Annotated in this window: 20 protein-coding genes; 6 read left to right on the forward strand and 14 right to left on the reverse strand. The window is 65.0% G+C overall.

Translation table 11 applies throughout. The features are described from left to right. Positions 1-72: 72 nt before the first annotated feature. On the forward strand, positions 73-906 hold the full coding sequence (locus ACTNFJ_RS11445; protein ID WP_435906397.1) for an alpha/beta fold hydrolase: 834 nt from the start codon (positions 73-75) through the stop codon (positions 904-906). Next, the gene (locus ACTNFJ_RS11450; protein WP_435906398.1) at positions 903-2345 is read left to right on the forward strand and encodes a diguanylate cyclase domain-containing protein; all 1443 of its coding nucleotides are present in this window, start codon (positions 903-905) and stop codon (positions 2343-2345) included. The genes ACTNFJ_RS11445 and ACTNFJ_RS11450 overlap by 4 nt, the downstream gene beginning before the upstream one ends. Here the strand turns inward: ACTNFJ_RS11450 and ACTNFJ_RS11455 are convergent. From ACTNFJ_RS11455 to ACTNFJ_RS11465, 3 genes are all read right to left on the reverse strand, one after another. Continuing rightward, positions 2335-2796, reverse strand: coding sequence for a DUF3817 domain-containing protein (locus ACTNFJ_RS11455; protein WP_435906399.1), 462 nt, complete (start codon positions 2794-2796; stop codon positions 2335-2337). The genes ACTNFJ_RS11450 and ACTNFJ_RS11455 overlap by 11 nt on opposite strands. 122 nt (positions 2797-2918) lie before the next feature. After that, entirely contained in the window at positions 2919-3767 is an 849-nt protein-coding gene (locus tag ACTNFJ_RS11460; protein WP_435906400.1) for an SDR family NAD(P)-dependent oxidoreductase, read from the reverse strand. A 26-nt stretch (positions 3768-3793) separates the two neighbouring features. Next, positions 3794-5803, reverse strand: a complete 2010-nt coding sequence (locus ACTNFJ_RS11465) for a sensor domain-containing diguanylate cyclase (RefSeq protein WP_435906401.1) — start codon at positions 5801-5803, stop codon at positions 3794-3796. A gap of 199 nt (positions 5804-6002) precedes the next feature. Here ACTNFJ_RS11465 and ACTNFJ_RS11470 point away from each other — a divergent pair, with 199 nt between their 5' ends. Together ACTNFJ_RS11470 and ACTNFJ_RS11475 are read left to right on the forward strand one after the other, a co-directional pair. Then, entirely contained in the window at positions 6003-7520 is a 1518-nt protein-coding gene (locus ACTNFJ_RS11470) for a sigma-70 family RNA polymerase sigma factor (RefSeq protein ID WP_435906402.1), read from the forward strand. Positions 7521-7739: 219 nt separating this feature from the next. Beyond that, positions 7740-8618, forward strand: a complete 879-nt coding sequence (locus ACTNFJ_RS11475; protein ID WP_435906403.1) for a UbiA family prenyltransferase — start codon at positions 7740-7742, stop codon at positions 8616-8618. Here the strand turns inward: ACTNFJ_RS11475 and ACTNFJ_RS11480 are convergent. The 3 genes from ACTNFJ_RS11480 to ACTNFJ_RS11490 are packed head-to-tail and all read right to left on the reverse strand — an operon-like array spanning position 8596 to position 11718. Next, entirely contained in the window at positions 8596-9774 is a 1179-nt protein-coding gene (locus ACTNFJ_RS11480) for an FAD-dependent oxidoreductase (protein WP_435906404.1), read from the reverse strand. The two genes, ACTNFJ_RS11475 and ACTNFJ_RS11480, sit on opposite strands and share 23 nt — an antisense overlap. Next, a complete protein-coding gene (locus ACTNFJ_RS11485) occupies positions 9771-10550 on the reverse strand; it encodes a methyltransferase domain-containing protein (protein WP_435906405.1) in 780 nt (259 codons plus the stop codon). The genes ACTNFJ_RS11480 and ACTNFJ_RS11485 overlap by 4 nt, the downstream gene beginning before the upstream one ends. A 13-nt stretch (positions 10551-10563) precedes the next feature. After that, a complete protein-coding gene (locus tag ACTNFJ_RS11490; protein ID WP_435906406.1) occupies positions 10564-11718 on the reverse strand; it encodes a type III polyketide synthase in 1155 nt (384 codons plus the stop codon). Positions 11719-11745: 27 nt separating this feature from the next. On the opposite strand from ACTNFJ_RS11490, the gene ACTNFJ_RS11495 reads away from it, so the two are divergent. Beyond that, the gene (locus tag ACTNFJ_RS11495) at positions 11746-13278 is read left to right on the forward strand and encodes an SDR family NAD(P)-dependent oxidoreductase (RefSeq protein ID WP_435906407.1); all 1533 of its coding nucleotides are present in this window, start codon (positions 11746-11748) and stop codon (positions 13276-13278) included. Positions 13279-13325: 47 nt separating this feature from the next. Here ACTNFJ_RS11495 and ACTNFJ_RS11500 read toward each other — a convergent pair whose 3' ends face one another. From ACTNFJ_RS11500 to ACTNFJ_RS11520, 5 genes are all read right to left on the reverse strand, one after another. Beyond that, a complete protein-coding gene (locus tag ACTNFJ_RS11500) occupies positions 13326-14465 on the reverse strand; it encodes a N(5)-(carboxyethyl)ornithine synthase (RefSeq protein ID WP_435906408.1) in 1140 nt (379 codons plus the stop codon). A gap of 133 nt (positions 14466-14598) precedes the next feature. After that, on the reverse strand, positions 14599-15756 hold the full coding sequence (locus tag ACTNFJ_RS11505; RefSeq protein WP_435906409.1) for an acyl-CoA dehydrogenase family protein: 1158 nt from the start codon (positions 15754-15756) through the stop codon (positions 14599-14601). After that, positions 15756-16592 (reverse strand): ABC transporter permease, encoded by an 837-nt coding sequence (locus ACTNFJ_RS11510; protein WP_435906410.1) that lies wholly within the window; start codon positions 16590-16592, stop codon positions 15756-15758. The genes ACTNFJ_RS11505 and ACTNFJ_RS11510 overlap by 1 nt, the downstream gene beginning before the upstream one ends. Further along, entirely contained in the window at positions 16589-18562 is a 1974-nt protein-coding gene (locus ACTNFJ_RS11515) for an ABC transporter substrate-binding protein (protein WP_435906411.1), read from the reverse strand. The genes ACTNFJ_RS11510 and ACTNFJ_RS11515 overlap by 4 nt, the downstream gene beginning before the upstream one ends. A gap of 116 nt (positions 18563-18678) precedes the next feature. Further along, entirely contained in the window at positions 18679-19248 is a 570-nt protein-coding gene (locus ACTNFJ_RS11520) for a TetR/AcrR family transcriptional regulator (protein ID WP_435906412.1), read from the reverse strand. Between the two features lie 124 nt (positions 19249-19372). Here ACTNFJ_RS11520 and ACTNFJ_RS11525 point away from each other — a divergent pair, with 124 nt between their 5' ends. Continuing rightward, positions 19373-19894 carry a DUF4242 domain-containing protein gene (locus tag ACTNFJ_RS11525; protein WP_435906413.1) on the forward strand — a complete coding sequence of 174 codons (522 nt, stop codon included), beginning with the start codon at positions 19373-19375 and terminating at the stop codon, positions 19892-19894. 53 nt (positions 19895-19947) lie between these two features. Here ACTNFJ_RS11525 and ACTNFJ_RS11530 read toward each other — a convergent pair whose 3' ends face one another. The 3 genes from ACTNFJ_RS11530 to moaC are packed head-to-tail and all read right to left on the reverse strand — an operon-like array spanning position 19948 to position 21244. Beyond that, the gene (locus tag ACTNFJ_RS11530; RefSeq protein WP_435906414.1) at positions 19948-20226 is read right to left on the reverse strand and encodes an ice-binding family protein; all 279 of its coding nucleotides are present in this window, start codon (positions 20224-20226) and stop codon (positions 19948-19950) included. An 11-nt stretch (positions 20227-20237) separates the two neighbouring features. Continuing rightward, entirely contained in the window at positions 20238-20819 is a 582-nt protein-coding gene (locus ACTNFJ_RS11535) for a MogA/MoaB family molybdenum cofactor biosynthesis protein (protein WP_435906415.1), read from the reverse strand. Then, positions 20816-21244 carry a cyclic pyranopterin monophosphate synthase MoaC gene (moaC, locus tag ACTNFJ_RS11540; RefSeq protein ID WP_444711817.1) on the reverse strand — a complete coding sequence of 143 codons (429 nt, stop codon included), beginning with the start codon at positions 21242-21244 and terminating at the stop codon, positions 20816-20818. Before moaC ends, ACTNFJ_RS11535 begins: the two co-directional genes overlap by 4 nt. Positions 21245-21255 lie beyond the last annotated feature (11 nt).

Genomic DNA, 21255 nt, shown 5'->3' on the forward strand with positions numbered 1-21255 from the left:
CACGCCTAAACCTGGCCGAGGAGCGTGGTGACGTTGAACCACCACAAGCGGGAAGCATGGCAGACTGTGGGCATGAGCGTGGGGGACGCAGCGAGGCACGCAGGAATACCAGCGGGCGAAGTGATGGCGCGGAATGCGGTCACGGTTCTCGGGCCGGGGCACGGCCCCGTCGTGGTGTTTGGCCACGGCTATGGCACCGATCAATCGGTGTGGGAGGGCATTGCCGAGCGGCTCGCGGAGGAGCACCAGGTCGTGCTGTTCGACTACGTGGGATCAGGAAGATCCATGCTTGCCGCGTATGACGAACAGCGGTACGACTCTTTGCATGGTTACGCGGAAGACCTCATCGAGGTGCTCGACGCGGTCGGCGTTTCGAACGTGCTGTTTGTAGGCCACTCAGTGAGTGGCATGATCGGCGCCCTCGCCGCAATTCGGAGGCCGGAGCTGTTCAGCACCCTGCTGATGATCTCTGCATCTCCGCGGTACCTCGACGACGATGACTACCGTGGTGGATTCAGCAAGGCAGACGTGACGGGGCTGCTTGACGCGATCGATGCAAATCAGCTGGCTTGGGCGAGCTCACTGGCTCCAGCCGTCACCGCCCGTCCCGATCGACCCGAGATTACCGAGCGGGTGCGTTCGCAGTTTGCGGCGACAGCGCCGCGCGTCGCGACCCACTTCGCGCGCGTCACCTTCCTCAGCGATAATCGTCACCGCTTGGGAGAGATTCCGGTTCCGTGTGTGGTGTTGCAGTCTCAGGGCGACATCATTTGTCCGCCTAATATTGGGGCGTACCTTCGCGACCGCATTCCCAACTGCAGCTTGATTGAACTGGATGCATCTGGCCACTTTGTACATCTGACTGAGCCGGGGCTGATCGAGACGTATATCCGGGCCGCGCTGTGAGCGGCGATGGACTGCTCGAAAACGCACCGGTTGCCCTTTGCGCAACGAGTCTCAACGGCGAGATACTCGCGCACAACCCAGTCTTGCCGCAATGGCTGGGTTTGAGCGGTACGCGCGGAACAGCGGGTCTTGTCGGTCGAAACCTGATCGACTGGCTCACCCCCGCCGGGAGGCTGCTCTACGAGTCGCGCCTCATGCCCGAGCTCATGCGGAGCGGATACGTACGTGAGGTCGTCATTGAAGTCAGGGGCCGCAATGGTCAACCGGCCTCGGTGATTCTCAATGCGAACCTCATCGAGCAACCGACCGGAGAGCGTCGGGTGTATGTTGCACTCTTCGACGCGGCAACCAGAATCGCGTTCGAACGCCAGCTCGTGGAGGCGAGGCGTGCCGCCGATCTCGCCAGCTCGCAGCTGAGGCTGCTGCAGGAGGCCACGAGTCGGCTAGCGGTGGCGAAAGGTCTTGATGACCTCGGCCTTACCCTCACGGACTCGTCGGGGCGGGCCACACAAGCTGCCTGGACCACGGTCAGGATCATAGATACCCAGCAGCCCGGCTCAGTCCTTGCGGAGCACACTTGGGGAAGCCGGCCTGGCGGGATCGAGCTCTTCGGCAGTGCTCCCATTCCTGCTGAGATGGTTGTGTGTCGAAACGCAGTGGATATTCGTTTGACGATGCCCGAGGCCGCCGAGGCTCTTCGGGCCGCGGGGGTGGAGTCGCTGGTCGTCACTCCGATTGTTCGCGCCGGAGATGGCGAGACCGTGGTTCTTGGCGCGATCCACTCGTGGTTTCGTCGCAGCCGTAGTCTGGAAGCTGATGTGCTCGATACCCTCCAGGCGCTCGCCGGTCAGGCCGAGCGAGTAATTGAGCACCTGCAACTGCAGGATCGCGTGCGCCATCGCTCGTTGCACGATGTGCTTACCGGACTGCCGAATCGACAGTTGTTCGAGGAACGGGTCGGCCAGATGCTCACAGAATCGCGGCGTACTGCCTCGTCGGTCGCGGTGCTGTTTCTCGACCTTGACGGATTCAAAGCCATCAATGATCAGCTCGGTCATCGGGTTGGTGACGACGTGCTTGTCAGTGTCGCCGGGCGTCTGCGTGAGGCGTGTCGGGCGGGCGAGATCGTGGCCAGACTGGGCGGGGACGAGTTCGTGATCGCAATCGCACACGAGAATGAGTCTGGCGTCGCCTGTCTTGCCGAGCGAGCACTTGAGCGTGTGAGGGAGCCCCTCGCCGGTGAGGCGGGCGCTTTTCCCCTCTCTGCCAGCCTGGGGAGCGTGATCTATCACCCAAACGCTGAAGCCGTGCCGACGGCGGGTGAACTCATCGCGGCGGCAGACGCGGCGATGTACGAGGCGAAACGCTCCGGGAAGAATCGGACTCTGCAGCGTGCCTGGTCGGCGGAGGCGCCGACCGCGCCGCCGGCTAGCGCTTGACGGGCGGGCCCAGGATCAGGAGAACCACGTAGAGCAGCACGACCGCCGCGAGCATGGCGACGCCGGTGAGGATCGGGTGGGTGATGAGAAAGCGGAACGCGCGGTCATGCCAGCGCGCGTCTCGCGCGTCTGATGTTGGAACTGTTCTCCATGCCCCCACGAGGCGACCCGACTTGTTTACCCACATTTCGGTCGGAATTGTTGCGTACGGAATGATCGCGCTCAAGAGTGCAACGAGCGTGACACCGACCCCCCAGCGTTGATTCTTTGCGACGAGGATCGCCGTGGCGCCGTAGCAGAGAAAGATGAAGCCGTGGATGCCGCCGCCGATCGCGACAGCGGGTGCCCAGTCGGTGAGCGCTCGGGTGATAAGCCCGGCGATTAGCAATGTCCACGAGACGACCTCCGCGAAAGCGAAGGTGCGGAACAGGGCGCGTGGACTTTGAAACATGAGCCCGAGTCTATTCAGTTGCCCGAACGCCTTTCTGTGGCGACGCCGAGTGCGAGAGGCCTGGATCGACGAGTTGGGCTAGAAGCTGCGGCAGGACGCGCAAAAATGGAGACGTTCGTGAGCTAGCCGAGGCCCTTCTCGTCCTGAATCGCGTTACCCCCGTCCACCACGAAGACCTGACCGGTGACGTAGGAGGCACCCGGCGAAGCGAGGAACTCGATGACCGCTGCGACCTCGTCGGGAGTGCCTGACCGACCCATCGGGGTGGCGTCACCCATCCGATTCTCGTGTTCGGTGGCGGAACCGGTGCGGATCCATCCCGGCGCGACCGCGTTCGAGGTGGTGCCCGACGCAGCCAGATCGATGGCGAGTGATCGGGTGAGTCCGACCAAGCCCGCCTTGGCCGCGTGATAACCGACGTCGCCGCGATAGGCGAGGAGCGGGCCGGAAACGGAAGAGACCGTGATGATGCGTCCGTGCTCGGCGGCGGTGAGGTGGGGGAGCGCCTGCCGGGTGACGAGGTAGGCAGTGGTGAGATTTCGCGTGAGGGAACGCTCCCAAGCAGCGCGATCGAGCTCGGCAATACTGCCGGGTGATTGGGGGTCCGAGACCGAGGTCATTCCCGCGTTATTTACCAACACATCGATTCTGCCAAACGCCTCAAGCGCTGCACCCACGATTCGTTCAGCTCCCGTCTCCTCGGTCAGGTCGGCGATCACCGGCACCGCGTGCGCGGTTTCGGGAATGCCGAGGAGGTCGTGCGCCAGCGCGTTGAGCTCGGCTGCTCGGTCGTGGATCCGCTCACTTGTCGCTCCGATGACGACGCGGTACCCCGCTCTGATGAGGCGCTGAGCGGATGCGAAGCCAATACCGTCTCTGGCGCCGGCGCCCGTAATGACGGCAACGCGATCACTCGAGGTGCGGGAATGCTGCGGGAGTGAGGTGGTGACTGTCGAGACGTGAGTGTTCATGTGGCGAGCGTAGCGGCCTCACCCAGTCAGAACTGCTTTCTCTCGCGTTTCGCCTGGTACATCGCACCGTCGGCGGCGCGAAGTACGTCTTCGAAACGATCGAATGATGCTGCCATAGCGACTCCCGCAGAGACTGCGATACGCAGGGGCGACCCGTTCACAACGATTGGTTCTGCCAGGGCCTGCACCAGACGTGACGATATCGAGTTGGCGGCTTGCTGATCCACATGATGGCACAGCACGACGAACTCGTCACCCGACAGCCTGACCGCGATGTCGTCGTCTCGCGATGCACGTTCAAGGCGTCTTGAGAGTTCGATGAGTACCACGTCGCCCGCATCATGTCCGTGGGTGTCGTTGATCTCTTTGAAATCGTCAATGTCGAGGAATATCGCGGCAGCGTGGTCACGGTGGGAGTCAAAAAAACGATCGGTGTGCTCGTCGAGAAACCGACGATTAGGCAGCCCGGTCAGCGCGTCGACGAGTGCCAGCTCGGCCAGCTCTGCAGTTTCGCGTGCAGTGAGCGCGGCTTTCATCTCCTCTCCCAGCGCGAAAGCTTCTTCTGCTTCGGAACCCCACGGCAGCGACCGTCCGGTGACGCTCTCGCGCCACAGGGAGAAGGATTTCCTCGGGGACAGGGCGGACTCCCTGTTGGCACCGGTCTGGTCGCCCAGCCAGTGCACCTCACGTGCAAAGTCGCCACGGAATAGCAGCATGCAATCACCCGGTTCGAGGAGCGGAATGACGATCACTCCGGCAATCCCGGGAAGAAACTGCACCAAGTCTGGACGATCGCGTGCAAGGGAATCCGTCACCAGAGTCTCATCGCCAAGCTGCGAGAGGAACTGAAGTATCTGATCGGCAGGGGGAACCGGGCCGACAACGTGCAGTTCTTCCCCGTGACGAATACACGCCGCCTCGCAAGGAATGAGGTCTCGAATTGCGAGCCGAGCCTCTTCAAATAGGCTGCGCAGGTTCTTCGAACCATAGAAGGGTGCCACGAACTCTGTTCGCCGTCGCTTTGCTTCGAGCTGGCGCTGCAGTCGGCTGATTTTCCGGCTGGAGGCGAGCTTCTCGCCGACAAGCCGAGCCAAAACCTCAAGCAATTGTCGAATCTGCAGTGGAACCCGTCTGGGGCTGCGATGTGCGCAAGTAAACATTCCGATGAGCTCACCGTCGCTGACGAGACTCAAGGAGAGGGTCGCAACCTGGCCCATATTCCGCATGAAGTGGAGGTGGTGTTCGGAGGCCATCCGCAGTTCCGACGCCCCAAGATCGACGGGTTGGGTGCTTCCAAAGATACGGCGAAGCGGGACTCCCTGATCGCTCGTATCTGCGATGGTTCGCGACAGCTTTTGCACATAGAGCGCTCGTGCCTGCGCGGGAACGTCCGAAGCTGGGAAATGTAGGCCGAGGTAGGGTTCCATCTCGGGTTCGTGCTCGTCTGCCAGCACCTGTCCGTGGCCGTCACGGAAGAAGCGGTAACCGAGCACGCGATCGAATCCAGTGAGGGCTTTGATTTCGCGTGCGGCAGATTGCAACAACAGCGTGGGGTCCGTGAGCCCGCTGATGCGGTGGATCGCTTCCATCACCGCGGAGATCGAGAATGCCCCTGACTCGACAGATGACTCAAGCTCAATGAGCAGTGGATCGGTCGCCCGGTGCACAAGCACGTCGTGTGGCACGTCGTTGAGGTCGACCTGCAGCGTGCAGGCCCCTCCCTGATGGCCTTGGCTAATTGCCCATAATCCGGGGTGGGTGTCTTCCAAGGCTGAGCCGAGCCAGTGCGCCAGGTCGGCACTCGCGAGGGTGACAATGCCCTGATCCACGCCCAGGAGCGAACCGTGTGACTGCACCCTGTCGATGAGGTGAATCGGCTCGATCGCGCATTCGCGCAGGCGCAACTCCTCATCTTCGGGCAGGTGATGCAGGCTGCCGCTGGTGTTGACGGGTTGCTCAGTCACCCAATCCTGATCGACGATGGAGGGGCCATCGCCGGACGCGAGACCCGCGGACATCCCCCGATTTCCCTGCATGTGGCAAGTCTATGGGCGCTGAGTGTGAGACATGGAGGAAACCCCTGCCTCCCGGGCGTATGAGATCGGAACGGTACCGATTCGAGGCCCAATTATGGCTCACGCCGTTGATCCTGTTGAGGCGACCCAATGAGATGAAAACATCGTGCCGCGGCTGCCCAGCCTGCGGCGACAATCTCAGTCACGGTGGGAGGGCGAAATGGTAGATGGAATCGACCCGCACGAGCGGAGCGACGTGGAACTCGTGCACGCGCTGCGCTGCGGCGAGCAGGCAGCGCTTTCGACGCTGTGGCTCCGTCATCATGACGCCACCGTGCGCATGGCCGCCAGAATTGTGGGCAGGGCTGACGCCGAAGACCTGGCTCAGGAGGCGTTTCTGGCCATGCACCAGGCCATTCAGCGCGGGGGCGGCCCGACGATCGGGGTGCGCGCCTACCTCTACACGATTGCGCGAAACATCGGCGTGAGGTCACTCAGGCGGCACGCACCGATGACGCAGAGCGTGCCTATCGATGCGCTAGAGGGGTTTCTCGGCGATGACCCGTTCGAGCAGCACGCCGAGCACGCGGTGATTTTTGAAGCCTTTCGAGCGCTTCCCTCGCGCTGGCAAGAGGCGCTGTGGTACTCCGAGGTCGAAGGGCTTTCCGCTGCCGAGGTTGCCGAAATTCTCGGCCTTACCTCGAACGGCGCTTCGCAACTTGCCTTCCGTGCACGCGAAGGCCTCCGACAGGCCTGGATCGAGGGGCAGATCGAGTGCATCAGCGCGCAGGAGGAGTGCGCGTGGGTACTCGGTCGCATGGGTGCCTACGTGCGCGATCGCACGACCAAGGCTGACACACTGCGCATTGACGCGCACCTGTCGACCTGCGACGAGTGCGCACGAATCGCTAGCGAAGCGAGTTACGTGGGGCTGGCACTCGGACCAATCCTGCTCGTCGGGCTTCTCGGGGCTGCGGCTGTTGGCAACGACCGGGGTGACCCGGTTGAAACTCCAGCCTCGTCCCAAGCACACTCGTTCCCCGCTCAAACTCTCGCTTCTGCAGGATATGCGAGGTGGGCGTTGCTCGCCGGAACTGCTGCCGCGACCGCCGTTGTGCTTGTAGGTGGACTCGTGCAGGCCGCGCCCACCACCGTTGTTTCGTCGCCGGTGGCAATCGAGCAGCTGAGGTTTGCGCCGGTTCCGCGCGATTCAACGCCTGTTGAACCCAGCAGTAGAAACGCATCGGATCAGCCTCCGGCACCTGATGAGCGAGACGGCGTAGCCGAGAGCGCCAGCATGCCGAAAGAATCTGACATCTTCGCAACTATGCCTTCGGAAGCCGTGTCACCGCCTCTGGATGGGGTGCCCGATCTTCCTGTTGCCCCTGCTGCTCCCGTCGTTGCAGAAGTGGATCCGGATCCCCCACTGAGCTTCCCGCTCACTGCGCCGGGGTGGGCGCCGGAGCGATCTACCGTGGTGGGCGCCACGCCGCTCAGTAAATACTCGATCACTGTCACCGGTCCGACAGACTGGCAAGTACGGGCCGTGATTGACGGGGTAGAAGTCGCCCACGGGGTCATCGGGCCACACCAGCATTCGTTGTCTCCACTCGCGTTCCTCCCGGAAAAGCAGCAGCAGCTCGATGACGTTGTGGTGACGTTTGAATTCGTGTCGGGATCCACTACTGGCGGGGTGCCGCTGCAGCTTCGCCTTTCCGAGCTGGGTGCGATCCCGTAACTGTGGCCCGCGTCGGAATAAACTTTCTTCGCGCGCGTAATGTCAGGCGGAGGACGGGACTCTCTATACATACATCCCACTTCTGGGGTGCGCGCACGAAGTGCGCTGGTTCACAAGTTCGGCCCCGGTCGGGAGCCCTTACCCCCTACTCCCGGACGGGGCCGAACTGCGTCGGAACCAGGTTGGGACGCGTTGCTCCCGTCCCCTAACATCAGATGCATGCGCACCGTTGCTCTGCTGTGGAAATCGACTCATCCGGGCCCGACGCTTGTGGTGACGGCGATTGTGCTGGGTATGGGCCTATCGGTGGGATTGGATCCTGCTCGGCTTCTGCTCCTCATCGCCTCGGTCTTCTTCGGTCAAGTGTCTATTGGCTTGTCGAACGACGCGATCGACGCGTCCAGAGATCGGGCCGTCGGGCGGAGCGACAAACCCCTGGCACAAGAAGATGCGCCGGTGAGCCTGGCGTGGGCCGTCGCGGCTGGCACCCTGGTGCTTGCGCTAGTGCTTGCCGCGTTGCTCACCTGGCAGGTGGCGCTTGCGCACTTCGTGTTTCTCGCAGCAGCGTGGGCCTACAATCTTGGACTCAAGGCCACCCCGTGGTCGGCGCTGTGTTTCGTTGTGGGGTTCGGGGCGGTGCCTGCTCTCGCACCGTTGAGCCTGCCCGATCCAATGCTCCCACCTCTCTGGGCCACGGCCGTCGGGGCGGCGTTTGGCATCGCGATCCACTTTTCGAACGTGCTGCCCGATCTTGACGATGATCGGGCCACCGGGGTGCGCGGGTTGCCGCACCGTATGGGGCGCGTCGCCTCGGCGGTGGTTGCGCCCGCGGCGCTGGTAGTGGGCGCAGGCATCGTTGCGATGTCGGTCACCGGCTCGGCCGCGATCGGGGGCCCTGGGTCGCAGCCGGGGGAGGTTCCGTCACCCCGCCTGGTCGTCTTGCCCTGGATAGGCTTCGCGGCGGTCGCGGTGGTCGCGGTCGCGGCGCTCGGAGTGTCTCTACGCGGCAGGGCGACGCGTCTGGGGTTTCGTCTGGTGATGCTCGCCGCGCTGCTTCTGGTGGCGCAGCTCATCGTTACCGGTGGGCTCGCGGGGTAGCCGCAGCGTCGCGATCGAATCCCATCGCGTATGCGCGCGCGGCGGTTCGCTCGAGGGGGCTGCCCAGTACCGCGCTGAGTATGCCGGTGGCAGTCCGGTGCGCCCGAGCCGACCGTGATCGTCCGAGCGAAGTGTTGAGGTGTGCCAGGCGTGCCGCGGTGCGGGCGGATGCGAGACGGGTGCGCTCCCAGAGGTCGAGCTCGCGGGTGGATGCCTCACCTGTAAGGCACCGGGCGAGAACCGGGGCGAGGGTCGCCGCGTCGAGTAGCCCGAGATTCATGCCCTGCCCGCCGATCGGGCTCACCTCGTGCGCGGTGTCGCCGATCGCGAGAATTCTGCCGACTCGCATGCGCCGCAGGAGGACGCGCCGAATGCCGAATGACGTGGCGCCGGCGATGAGGCTGGCAATCGCCTCGTCGCCGGTGCGCACGGCCACGGCTCGGCGTAGGCGCTCGTCGGCGCCTACTTCTGATCTCTCGTGACCATCCCATGCCACGAGCCGGCGGCCGCCCTGCGGCAGGGGAAACGACTCAAGCACGCCATGTTGATCGAGGTGGATCACCGCGGTGTCTGAAGGCAGGGCTGCGGCGCCGGCGACGTCAGCCATGAGGTAGCGGTCGGGGTATTCGGTCTTGGAGACCCGCATGAGGTCGCTCACCAGGCTTCGGCCGGAAGCGCCCGCAGCGATCACGACCGACCGCGCCGTCAGCTCCCGAGTGCCTGTGCCGCCTATCGCTGCCGACACCGTCACGCGATCTGACGTCTCCGCGACAGCGACGACCTCGGCCGAGCGCGTCACGGGGGGCGCACCAACAGCCACCGCAGATTCCGTGACGGACTGCGGCACCGTTGCCACGAAGGGAAATCTGGCGCGGAGTCGGTCGAACCTCACCTCGCCAAGTTCGCGCTTGCCGGAGCGCGCGATACCGCGGGTAACCCGACTGGCTTCCGCGAGGATCCGCTCAGTCGCACCCGAGGCCTCGAGCGCGGCGAGGACGGGCGCGTGCACGCCAATCGCCCGAGTGCCTGGGCAGGAAACGTCCCGGCGTTCGAGGAGGGCCACGCTGATTCCGCAGCGCTGCAATTCGGCGGCGAGAAGCATTCCGGTCGGACCCGCGCCAACCACGATCACATCGAAATCGTTTGCAGCGCTCACGAAGACGCCGGTCTGACAGGGGGGAGTGCGCCGCTGCGAATCGAATCAGCTTCCGACCGTGTTGCGAACCTTTCGGTCGTCTCGCGCACCGCGAGGAGCCGGAACATCGAGGGCTGCTGCGCGATCCACCCGGTGGGTAGCCGCCTCGCGAGCTCGTCGCGAGTGTAGCTGCGTCGGATGCTGCGTAAGCCATCGACGCGGAGGAAGGAACCCGGGGCGAGAGGGGTTACCCCGACCGCATAGGCGGCGTATGCGAGTCTCCCGCGCGCGATGTCTGAGTGCACGCTTACACCGCGCGAAAGGGAGCTGGAATCAGCGAGCAGGTCGTCAAGCTGCGTTTCGCTGAGGTGGTGCAGGAGATGGTTCGAGACGACCAAGTCATACTGCGAACCCTCGGTGACCAGTTCGCGACTGAGCGAGTTGCGGAAGCTAACGCCGCCCGGGTTCTTCCCGCTGCGGGCGACTGCAAGGGCCCGATCGTCGGGGTCGATTCCCACCCCATTGACGTCGAATCCGTCGCGGCGTGCGAGGTGCACCAGCCGTCGCAAGACATCTCCGGCACCGCACCCGATGTCGAGGATGCGCGCTGGCGCGGGAGAGACCCCGGAGGAGAGCGCCAGCGCCGGGCGCAGGTGGGTGCGATACACGGCATCCCACCCGGCGACGAGCCGATTCACGATGCGAAAGCGCTGCAAGGTGCGGCGGAGGAGCACCGGGTCGCAGTTGGGATCGTCCATGAGTTCGGTGAGCTGCGCATCGCGCTCCGCAAGCGTCATCGGCCGAGCACTCTCATTGTGCCTCCGCACCCTGGGGGGGTGCCCGAGTGGAGGCGGCGGAGAGTGTGTGCGGGGCACGGAGCGTGAACCTCGCAGTCTCGACGGTGAGGCCGGGGCCAAACGCGAGGCCGGCGATCTGTGCGCCGTCGTTGAGGGATCCGGCGGCCAGCATCCGCTGCAGAATGAACAGCACCGTCGCGCTCGACATGTTGCCATAGTTGCGGAGCACCGCGCGGGAATCGTCGAGCGCAGAGTCAGGTAGCCCGAGACCTGCCTGCACGCGATCGAGTACGCTGCGGCCTCCCGGGTGCACCGCCCAAGCATCGACGGAGTCTGTAGGGTTCGCGTTTTCGCCGAGCATGGATCGCACCACGCCTGCGATCTCTCGCCCGATGATGCGGGGCACCTCAGAGGTGAGTCTCATTTCGAAGCCTTGGTCGCCGATCGTCCAATCCATATCGGACTCGCCGCCGGAGGTGATCGCGGTGCCAAACGCACCCATCTCGATCACTGGGGAGTCGCTGCGTGCCGGCGTTGCCGAGACGATGGCGGCGGCGGCGCCGTCGGCGAACACCGCCGATGCGACGATCTGTTCAGGGTCGCTCGATGCGCGAATGTGCAGTGAACAGATCTCGCCGCACGCTACCAGTACCACTGCATCTGGCTGCGCGGCGCAAATATGTGCTGCGGTGCGCAAGGCAGGGAATGCCGCGGCGCAGCCCATGAACCCAATGTGGACGCGCTGCGCAGTCGGCGGGATGCCGAGATCTTGCACCAGCTTGAACTCGGGGCCCGGCGCGAAAAACCCCGTGCAAGACGCGGTGACGACGTGCGTCACCTCGGTAACGCTCACCCCTGCCCGATCGAGCGCGTCACGGGCGGCCGCGGCGAATAGCGCGGGCGCCTCGCTGCGATAGACGGCGTTGCGCTCCCCGGTCGTGGGCACGCGCAGCGCGCCCGAATCGTCGACGAAGGGCCCGGCTCCCCCCGTGAGCTCGCCGATGACGGTGTAGCGGCCTTCGATCGCGGAGTGGTCAAAGGCCGCACCGATGAGGCGGGAAGTGAGCCGATCCACCCCTGGCTGTCCGATGAAGAAATCGCGCGTCGCTGCCTGCGACAGCCGATACTTCGGGGTCGCGGTGCCAATTGAGTGGATCCGGGTGACCATGCTTCACGCTACCGTAGAATTGGCACAATGACCCAGGCTTCGATCTCGCCCGCAGGCAGCTCTAATCTCGCAGAGCCCAGCGGCGGGATCGATCCCGCAGAGCTCGACACCACCCTGCGCGTGCTCGCCTCGATTCACGGGCTGCCCGAGGATCACCCTGATTTTCAGGCTGTGCGCCGGGCAACGGCCTCGATGTTCAAAGAGGTGAAGCGGGTGCGGCGGCGCGAGATTCGCGATGCTGTCGCTGCCGCAGACAAGGCGGTCGTTGCCGCGACCGCGACCGGAGCGGCCGACCGCATCGACGACGAGACGCGCGGCATCGAGTTATCGACTTCGAGCGATGCGCCGATCGCCGGCGAACTCATTAAGCCCCGCAATTGCTACATCTGCAAGCAGCCATACACCCTGGTTGACGCGTTTTACCATCAGCTCTGCCCAGAGTGTGCGCGGTTCAGCCACGAAAAACGCAACGCGCGCACAGACTTGACCGGCAAGCGCGCCCTGCTCACCGGCGGCCGCGCGAAGATCGGCATGCACATCGCGCTGCGTCTGCTGCGCGACGGCGCCCACACCACGATCACCACCCGCTTTCCCCGCGATGCCGCCAGGCGGTTCGCCTCGCTTCCCGACTCGACCGAGTGGCTGCACCGTCTGCGCATCGTCGGAATCGACTTGCGAGACCCGTCGCAGGTGATCGCGCTCGCCGACTCGGTCGCGACGCAGGGCCCGCTCGACATTCTCATCAACAATGCAGCCCAGACTGTGCGCAGGTCTCCCGGCTCCTATTCGCTGCTCGCAGATGCCGAGCTGCAGCCACTCCCCGACGGTCCGTTGCCCGAGATCGAGACGTTCGGGCACACAGCCGACCAGCACCCGCAAGCGCTGCAAGCCTCCGTGGAGGCCCATCCGCTTCTTTCCGTTGCGGCCCTCGCGGTCACCGTCGCCGCGGGATCCGCGCCGAACCTGACCGCCGACAACCTCGCTGAGATGGCGATGACGGCCGGGTCCTCTTCCCTCGCAAAGCATGCCGACGGCACCGCGATCGACGCAGGAGGTCTCGTGCCCGACGTGAATCACGTGAATAGCTGGGTGCAGAACGTGGAGGATGTCGATCCACTTGAAATGCTCGAGGTGCAACTGTGTAACACGACCGCGCCGTTTCTGCTGATCAGCCGCCTGCGAGCATCGCTGGCCGCCTCGCCCGCCGGGCGCACCTATATCGTCAACGTGTCAGCGATGGAGGGGCAGTTTGCCCGCCGCTACAAGGGCCCGGGGCACCCGCACACCAACATGGCGAAGGCCGCGCTGAACATGCTCACGCGTACCAGCGCCGGCGAGATGTTCGAGACCGACGGGATCCTCATGTCGGCGGTCGATACCGGGTGGATCACGGACGAACGGCCCCACTTCACCAAGCTGCGTCTCGCCGAAGAGGGATTTCACGCCCCGCTCGATCTGGTGGATGGCGCGGCTCGCGTCTACGACCCGATCGTGCGCGGGGAGTCAGGCGAAGATCTGTACGGTCATTTCCTGAAGGACTACCAGCCCAGCCCCTGGTGACGCTCGGATCCTGATGAGCCCTGGGGTGCAGCCGGGTCAGCGGCCGATCAGCGCCGCGGGTAGGGGTACTCGGCTTCGCGATTCTGGAAGGCGAGAACCGCCGGGTTTCGCACGATACCGTCTTGAATCTCGATGGCTTTCCGGAGGGTCTCGTTGTTATTCCAGGCATCGGGCCCCGCAATGATGGGTTCGAGGTACGACAGCAGCGCGTCGCTGATCTCCCAGGTGGCGGAGTTCCAGAGCAACGATGGGGTGTGATCCACCGCGTAATAGTGCACCCGATTGCCGACCTCGAACATCGGCTCATCGAAGGTCGTGGGCTTGGCCCAGCTAAAGCCCATACCTGCGTCGCACGACACGTCGACGATCAGCGACCCGGGCCGAAACGCGTCGAGCTCGTCGGTGGTGAGGCAGACGATCGGGTTCTCGGGATCCTGCAGCGTGCAGTTCACGACGATGTCGCTCTCGGCCAGATACGGGGCGAGGCGCACCCGACCTTCGTCTTCAATGGTGACGTAGCTGTCGCCGCTGTCTTCCTCATGATCGATCTGCACCATTTGGGCCGAGGGGATCGGCGAAGCGACCGCTGAGATGTTGCGCATGGTGAGCACGCGCACATCGTGGATCCCGTGGGCGTTCAGCGCGGTCACCGCACCGCGGGCAGTGGCGCCGAACCCGATGACGGCCGCAGTGAGTCGCCTCCCGTAGTCGCCCGTGGATCCCCTGAGCTGGAGGCTGTGGATCACCGAGGCGTAGCCTGCGAGTTCGTTGTTCTTGTGGAACACGTGGAGACCAAAGCTGCCGTCGCTGTTCCAATGGTTCATCGCCTCAAACGCGATGAGGGTGAGCTTCTTGTCGATCGCGAGCTGTGCGATTTCAGCGTCCTGGACGCAGTGCGGCCAGCCCCACACGGTCTGGCCGTCGCGCAGCCCTGCCAGATCGGCGGGTTGCATCTTGGGTGCCAGAATCACGTCGCAGCGCTCGATCAGTTCAGCGCGGCTGAGGATGCCGCCCACGTGTGGGGCGAGGTCGTCGTCGCTGACGTCGAATTTGTCGCCGTATCCGGCCTCGAGAAAGAGTGAGGAGGCGACGTGCGGCTCGATCCGCTGAAAATGCCCGGGATGAATGGGAAGCCGGTATTCGTTCTCCAGCGATGAATGGCCGAATATTCCTATGGTCAGCGTCATGCGTGCACCTGCAACTTGTTGTGTGTGGGGACGGGCCGAAATTGTGTGGGCCAGTCCTCCCGAGGTCGAGCCTAAATTGACCCGGTGTCTCGAACACTACGGCATCGCGTGGTGAGCCTCATCAGGCTCGGACTCAGATCGAGTAGGTCTCGGCGGGAAAAACCCCGAGCTGTTCGAGCTCCTGGAGCAATTGGATCTCGCTCGGCGACTGCACGGGCAGGAAGCTGGCCTCGCGCAAGCGTCGGTTCGTGGCGCTCGTCGTGACGTAACCGCGGCCACCGACGAGCGTGGACTCGTGCCGTGCCGCGGCGTGCGCGAGCCTCGCGCTTTCGTATCGGAGCAGCGTGATCGCTTGCGGGGTCGCCAGCTGCAGGTCGGCGGCAACCGTGTGCAGCGTCTCGGTCAGCTGAGCGTGCTGCGCGACCAACCGCGCGTGATGAGCCGCGAGGATTCCGCCGGGACCGGCGAGGAAACCCGCGGCCTCGGTCAAACAGCGGCCCGCGATCCCCAGACAGAAGGCGGACTGGAGCGTCAGGTGCGTGCTGCGCCGAGTGCGACACGCATCGAGGGAGGTTGCCACGACGCGGCTCGGATCCACCCGGAGATTATCGAATTCGAGCATGGACGACCGGGTTGCCCCGAGCGCGAGAAGGTCGCTCACCGGTGCCGTCTTGAGCCCCGCGTCTCCCACGATGGCGCAGAGGATCACGCGCGCTCCCGAATCCTCTTCGGGAGCGTAACCACCCCGCTCGGCACCGCTGGGTGTTGAGCCTGCCGCACGGGGCGCGACCACCCGGGCGGGGAAGACGATTACGGTGCCGGGGGCGATGTTCGAGGCCCACGCGATGCGCCCGGTGACCCGGTATCCGTCACCTTCGGGTGCGGCAAGCGTGGGGATGGATCCCATGCCTGCGAGCTCCTGCATTGCGGTGGCCATGGCGATCGACCCGGCACGTTCGCCGGAAAGCAGCTCCTCGAGCAGATCGTCGAAACCGCCCGCGGCCCTGAGGTACTCGACCACCATGCGGTGCGCCCAGAGCGAGAATGCGGAGCTCAGGCATTCAGCCGCGACGGCCTCCAGCAGCCTGGCAGAGGTTCCGAGCGCGAAAGGTTCCGCATTCATGTCGAGACGCAGCGCGCCGAGCGCGCCGAAGCGCTGCAGCCCGGTCATGGCGGGTGCGCCCGTGCGGTCGGCCTCGGCCGCGGTTGAGGCGGCGAGCCCGGCGGCCTCGCGGATGAGCGCGTCGATCCCGAGTTCGTTTGCGGCATTTGCGCCTGTCGGGCCCGGCATCACACGCCCTGCTTCCCGGTGCGCGATCGCACAATGCGGTGGATCCCACGGAAGATACGGTCGAGCAGGAAGCCGAGGAGGCCGATGGCGAGCATGGTCGCGGCGAGGGCCGCGTAGTCGACGTTGTCGCGGGCGTTCAGCACGGCGTACCCGAGGCCATTGGTCACGCCGAGCATTTCGGCGGGCACGAGCACGACCCAGGAGATGCCAAGTGCTACCCGCACCGCCCCCGTGACGGGCGCCGCGAGCGCGGGGATCGCGGTGGTGCGAATCGACTCCCAGCGCGTGGCACCCAGCGACCGGGCGACGCGGGCGAACCCGGGGTCGAGGGCGCGCACGCCCGCGGCGACTCCGAGCACGATCGGCCAGACCGCCGCCAGGGCGATCAACGCGATGACCGCCGCGGATCCGGTTCCGAGCAGCACGAGCGCGAGGGGTGCCCACGCTAATGGGGAGGTCATGCGGAGCAGCTGCACGAGTGGATCCGTCGCCTCTTCAACCAGCGCCCGGGAGCCGAACAACACGCCCAGCGGAACGCCGATCACGACGCCAATGAGCAAGCCCGCAAGCAGGCGGTACAGCGATACGGCAATAGCATCTAGGAACGCTGGTTCTGCGAGCAGCCTCGCTAGCCCGAACACAGTGGATCCGGGCCCCATCTTTGAGACAACCGGGTTGGCCGCAAATGCGACCTCGGTGATCACCCACCACACCACCACCGCCGCAAGGATGACGAGTAGGCGCACCCCAACGCGTGCGATCGGGGCGCTGCGGGGAACCGCGGGCTGGGGCGCTGCGGGGGCCGAAATGGGGGAGGGGGAGGTGAGCACGCTCACGGTTGCACCAGTTCTTTCCGAGTCGAGGTGGCGCCGAATGCCGAGAGCCCGCCGGCCGCTTCGACCGCGCGCTGGTTGATGACGGTGCTCACGAGGTCGTCGTGCACGGTGGCTGGGTTGAGCCCTGCGAGCCACTCAGTGTTGGCATCGACGGTGGTGAGCCGAAGCTCCTCAACCAGTCGTTCCGTGTAGCTCGGGTATGCGTAGGGCTGAAAACCGATGCGCGGTTGCTCCCACTCGAGGTGTTCGACGGCACCCGAGGCGGCGTAGGCATCCTGCGTCTCGCTGTGCTCGATGAGCACCTTGGCGATCGCCTGCGGGGGCTGCGGGAGGTACCCGCCGGCACTGAGTCGATCAGCTGCGGCCGCGCGATCCTCGAGAATCAGGCGCTGCGCCGCGACGACCGCGTCGGCGACCCGCTGAGCCAGCTCAGGCCGCTCGCTCACCAGGTCTTCGCGCACCACCGTCACGCAGCAGGCGTGCTCCTTCCACACGTCACCGGTGAAGCGAAGGATCTTGCCAATACCCTGCGCCTCGGCCACTGCGCAAAACGGCTCAGCAACGATGTACCCCGAGATCGCGCCGTTACCAAGAGCGGTCGGCATGTCTGCGGGTGCGAGCACGACGAGCTGCACGGTGCCAGCCTCGGCGCTCGGCGGCGTATTGATCACGGCGGTGAGACCCGTGGCGCGCAACATCTGCTGCAACACCACATTGTGGATCGAGAACCAACCCGGCACCGCAACAGAGGTACCCGCAAGTCCGGCTACATCGTCGATCTCATGCCGCACCGCGAGCGCCGAACCGTTCACATGGTTCCATGCCAAAACCTTGATCGGTACCTCGGCGTCATAGCGTAGCTGCATCGCCAGAGGCATCAGCAGGTGCGCCACATCGATGCTGCCGCCCTGCAGGGCTTCGACGAGTGTGGCCCAACTGCGGAAGAGGGTGGGGGTGGGGGTGTCGATGCCGCGCTCGGAAAACGCGCCAGAGTCGTGCGCGATGAGCAGCGGTGCCGCATCGGTGATGGGCAAGTAGCCGATGCGCAATTCCGCGCGCTCGATCTCTGCCGCTTCTGCCGCGCCGGGCGGACTCTGCTGCGCGTTCGCGGCGGGCCTGACGAGCGCGCTTGCCGCGAGGGGGAGGGCGATCAGGGCCCCGGCAGCGGCGACCGAGATGAATTCACGCCGGCTGCGTGCTCGGGGCGACCTGACCGGTGCCACCTCGTCACCCTCGTCGAGCTGGGTGAAGCTGCGCAGTAATTCGGATTCGAGCGTGACTGGGTCGGTACCCGCCGCCTCGAACACCTCGAGCGCACCGCCGCGCTTGAGTACCGCAATGCGGTCGCCGAGTCGCACCGCTTCCGACAGGTCATGGGTGACGAGCACCGTGCTGAGGCCGAGCTGGCGGTGTACTGCACGTAGCCACTGCTGTGTGTCGGCGCGGGTCACCGGGTCGAGTGCCGAGAACGGCTCGTCGAGCAAGAGGAGGGTCGGAGCGGCCGCCACCGCGCGGGCGATCGCCACGCGCTGTGCCTGCCCGCCCGAGAGTTCCTCGGGCATCCGGTTTGCGAGCTCGGCGATACCGAGTTCCTGGAGCAGTCGGTGGACCCGCTCATCGGCGTCGTGCGCGTGCCCGATCCCGCTGCCGCCATTTGCGCGAAACTCGAGTCCCAGACGCACGTTTTCCTCGGCGGTGCGCCAGGGCAGCAGCCGGGGCTCCTGAAATACGAGCCGCGCCGAGCCCCCGCTGTCTTCCGGGCGACGCACACTTCCGCCGGTGGGCTGGATCAAGCCCGCGAGGAGACCGAGCAGCGTCGACTTGCCCGCGCCCGAAGGGCCGACAACGGTGAGAAGCTCACCCGGCAACACCTCGAGGCTGAGCTCGGGGAGCAGGACGGTGGTGCCCCGGGTGACGCGGGCGCGGGCCAGCGATGCGACCGGCTGTGGGTGGGGTTCTGGCTGCGACAAGCGGGGCTCCTGAGTGCACGGGCGAGGTGAGTACCGGGCCGAGCGTAGCAAGAGATCAGACCGGTCTGTTCATCGTGTGAAACATTACGTTACATAATGCCACCCAGTTGCTCAAGTTATGCCACTTGTGTCCGTGTCACCTCAATGAGGTCGCGTGCCATGTTGCGGGCGAGGGTGATCGGGGCCACTGTTCGCGCGACCTTGGTGCCGAGCAGGCAGCCGTCATAGAGAATCTGGATCTGGTCGGCCAGTGCCTCACCGGACTCACGCTCTCCGATCGCATTGAGCCATTGCTCCCGCACCCAGTCGCGGTGGCTGCGCACTGCCGCGGCGATCGGGAGCTCTGGGTCGGGAAACTCGTTCAGGGCGTTCGCGTAAATACAGCCGGTGAAATTCCCCGCCAGGGCAGCCCTCTCGGCCAGGTCGAAGGAAGCGAGCACGTGATCGACGCCCGGGCGCAACTTCGCGGTGTGAGCTCGATAGGCCTGACGGTCGGTTGCGTCTCGTCGCTCTAGGTACGCGACGATGAGTGCCTCCTTGGAGCCGAACGCCTGGTACATGGTGGCTTTCGCGACCCCCGCTTCGGAAAGGATGCGGTCGATTCCAATGCTGCGAATGCCCTCTCTCGCGAAGAGCGTGCTGGCAGTGTCGAGGAGGCGATCGGGGGCCGGGGTCAGCGTGCGCACCCTCTCATGTTACGGCGTGCAACGCGGCTCGGCTGCTATCGGCGGAAATCCGAGACTCATCGAGTAATCTGATCAAAACAGACAGATCTGTCTGGTGCGGGTGTGTGTGAAAGGAACCGGAAACATGGGATTATTTCTTGTCGAGGCTGAGCTAGCCGTCGAGAGCCGTGATGAGGTGGATGCGCTCATTCAGCGGATTGCGTCTCACTACAGCGTCTCTGGCGGCGAACTGGTCGAGGCGCAAGTGCCGGCATCATTCGAGCGCGCGTTTCTGATCCTTGAGGGTGACGATTGTGCGGGAGTCGTGCTGGATGACCTCACGCTGGACGGAGTGGAGAGCATCAGCCCGGCTGTGCCGGTGCGTCTGATTGGCACGACCGTCGACGAGGTTCGCGCGCAGGGCGCGGGCGCTGGCTACCTCGTGGAGTGGGACATCCCCGAGGAGATCACGATGGATAAGTACCTCGCGTCGAAGCAGGCGAAGACTCCGCTGTACGACACCCTCGACGATGTCGCGTTCCTGCGTACCTACGTTCGTGAAGACACGCAGAAGTGCCTGTGCTTCTACGATGCCGATTCCGAGGCGGCCGTGCGCAACGCGCGCGAGGTGGTTTCCACCCCGATCAGCCGTCTGCACACGCTCTGACCTTGCCGTGCGGCCGCAGCGCGTGAGACGCCCGTTGACTGCCGCCGAGGTTCTCATCGAGATACAGGAAAATGCCGAAGAACCACGCGGCTTTGGGCGTGAGCATCGGTCTGATGCAGGGTGCCGTTAACAATTTGCCCATCGGGCGCCCCGCCAAAGCCAGTGATCGAAGTTCCTGAGTAGAGGCCCACATCGCCGCTGACGACCGTGGGGCCCGTGTTCGTAATCGTGCTCGACCCAAGCACCCCATAGCTGTCGGCAGTGCCAAGGTTGACAGGCCCGTCAATGATGACGTCTGCCGACGCCGCTGCCGCTTGCTGGATTATGTGCACGATTGAGCGACTCAGGGATGGGATTCTGAACGGCCCTGGCGTTGCGCGAGGAGGTGGTCGAGCACCTCTTCGAGGATTTCGAGCCCGTCTCTCACCCCTCCGGGGGAGCCGGGAAGCGTCATGATGAACGTTGCCCCGGCGAACCCCGCGACGCCACGGGTGAGGGCGGCGCCCGGAGTCTTCGCGGTCCCGCGTCTGCGCAACTCTTCGATGAGTCCGGGAACCTGCAGATCGAGCAGCGGGCCGACCATCTCGGGGGTGCGATCGCTCGCTGAGACCCCGGTGCCTCCGGTAATCAGGATCACAGTGGGGGGCGACGCGGCTATTGCGGCAGATCCAACTGATCCGGCTGACCCGACAGGCTCGGCCGGCACGAGTGCTGCTCGCGCGGCCTCCCCGACCGGCTCCCCATCGGCCACGACCACTGGGCCTGACACCGCGAACCCGCGGCCCTGAAGCCAGCGGCAGATTTCCGGGCCGGTCGTGTCTTCTGCCTCACCGGCTGCGGCGCGCGTCGAGGCGACGATGACGAGCGCCTTCGCCGGGGTTGCGGGCGACTTCGGGTTGCGGAGTTCGGGGTGAAGCTCGGTCACGAAATTTCCCAGTCGCCGCTCTTGCCGCCGGATTTCGACACAACGCGGATGCCGCCGATCTCGGCGTGCCGATCCACTGCCTTGATCATGTCGTACACCGTGAGTGCCGCAACGCTCGCAGCGGTGAGGGCCTCCATCTCGACCCCGGTGACGCCGCGCGTCTTGACGGTCGCGGTGATACGCAGATGATGCTCGTCGCGGGCAAAATCGACGGTCACTCGCGAGAGCGGCAGCGGATGGCACAGGGGAATGAGGTCGGGGGTGCGCTTAGCCGCCATGATGCCTGCGATGCGAGCCGTGCCGAGTGCTTCACCTTTGGGGAGATCACCCGAGATGAGTCGATCGAGCACGTCGAGCTGAGTTTTCACGAACGCCTCGGCGGTGGCCGTGCGCGTTGTTTCTGCTTTGTCGGTCACATCGACCATGTGTGCGCTGC

The organism is Leucobacter shiyiweii, from assembly GCF_052446065.1.
Taxonomy (GTDB): Bacteria; Actinomycetota; Actinomycetes; order Actinomycetales; family Microbacteriaceae; genus Leucobacter.

Bases quoted from the DNA above. Each gene is read 5' to 3' on its own strand.
- ACTNFJ_RS11445 (WP_435906397.1), top strand. From the start codon at position 73: ATGAGCGTGGGGGACGCAGCGAGGCACGCAGGAATACCAGCGGGCGAA.
- ACTNFJ_RS11455 (WP_435906399.1), bottom strand. From the start codon at position 2,796: ATGTTTCAAAGTCCACGCGCCCTGTTCCGCACCTTCGCTTTCGCGGAG.
- ACTNFJ_RS11460 (WP_435906400.1), bottom strand. From the start codon at position 3,767: ATGAACACTCACGTCTCGACAGTCACCACCTCACTCCCGCAGCATTCC.
- ACTNFJ_RS11465 (WP_435906401.1), bottom strand. From the start codon at position 5,803: ATGCAGGGAAATCGGGGGATGTCCGCGGGTCTCGCGTCCGGCGATGGC.
- ACTNFJ_RS11470 (WP_435906402.1), top strand. From the start codon at position 6,003: ATGGTAGATGGAATCGACCCGCACGAGCGGAGCGACGTGGAACTCGTG.
- ACTNFJ_RS11475 (WP_435906403.1), top strand. From the start codon at position 7,740: ATGCGCACCGTTGCTCTGCTGTGGAAATCGACTCATCCGGGCCCGACG.
- ACTNFJ_RS11485 (WP_435906405.1), bottom strand. From the start codon at position 10,550: ATGACGCTTGCGGAGCGCGATGCGCAGCTCACCGAACTCATGGACGAT.
- ACTNFJ_RS11490 (WP_435906406.1), bottom strand. From the start codon at position 11,718: ATGGTCACCCGGATCCACTCAATTGGCACCGCGACCCCGAAGTATCGG.
- ACTNFJ_RS11495 (WP_435906407.1), top strand. From the start codon at position 11,746: ATGACCCAGGCTTCGATCTCGCCCGCAGGCAGCTCTAATCTCGCAGAG.
- ACTNFJ_RS11500 (WP_435906408.1), bottom strand. From the start codon at position 14,465: ATGACGCTGACCATAGGAATATTCGGCCATTCATCGCTGGAGAACGAA.
- ACTNFJ_RS11505 (WP_435906409.1), bottom strand. From the start codon at position 15,756: ATGCCGGGCCCGACAGGCGCAAATGCCGCAAACGAACTCGGGATCGAC.
- ACTNFJ_RS11525 (WP_435906413.1), top strand. From the start codon at position 19,373: ATGGGATTATTTCTTGTCGAGGCTGAGCTAGCCGTCGAGAGCCGTGAT.
- moaC (WP_444711817.1), bottom strand. From the start codon at position 21,244: ATGGTCGATGTGACCGACAAAGCAGAAACAACGCGCACGGCCACCGCC.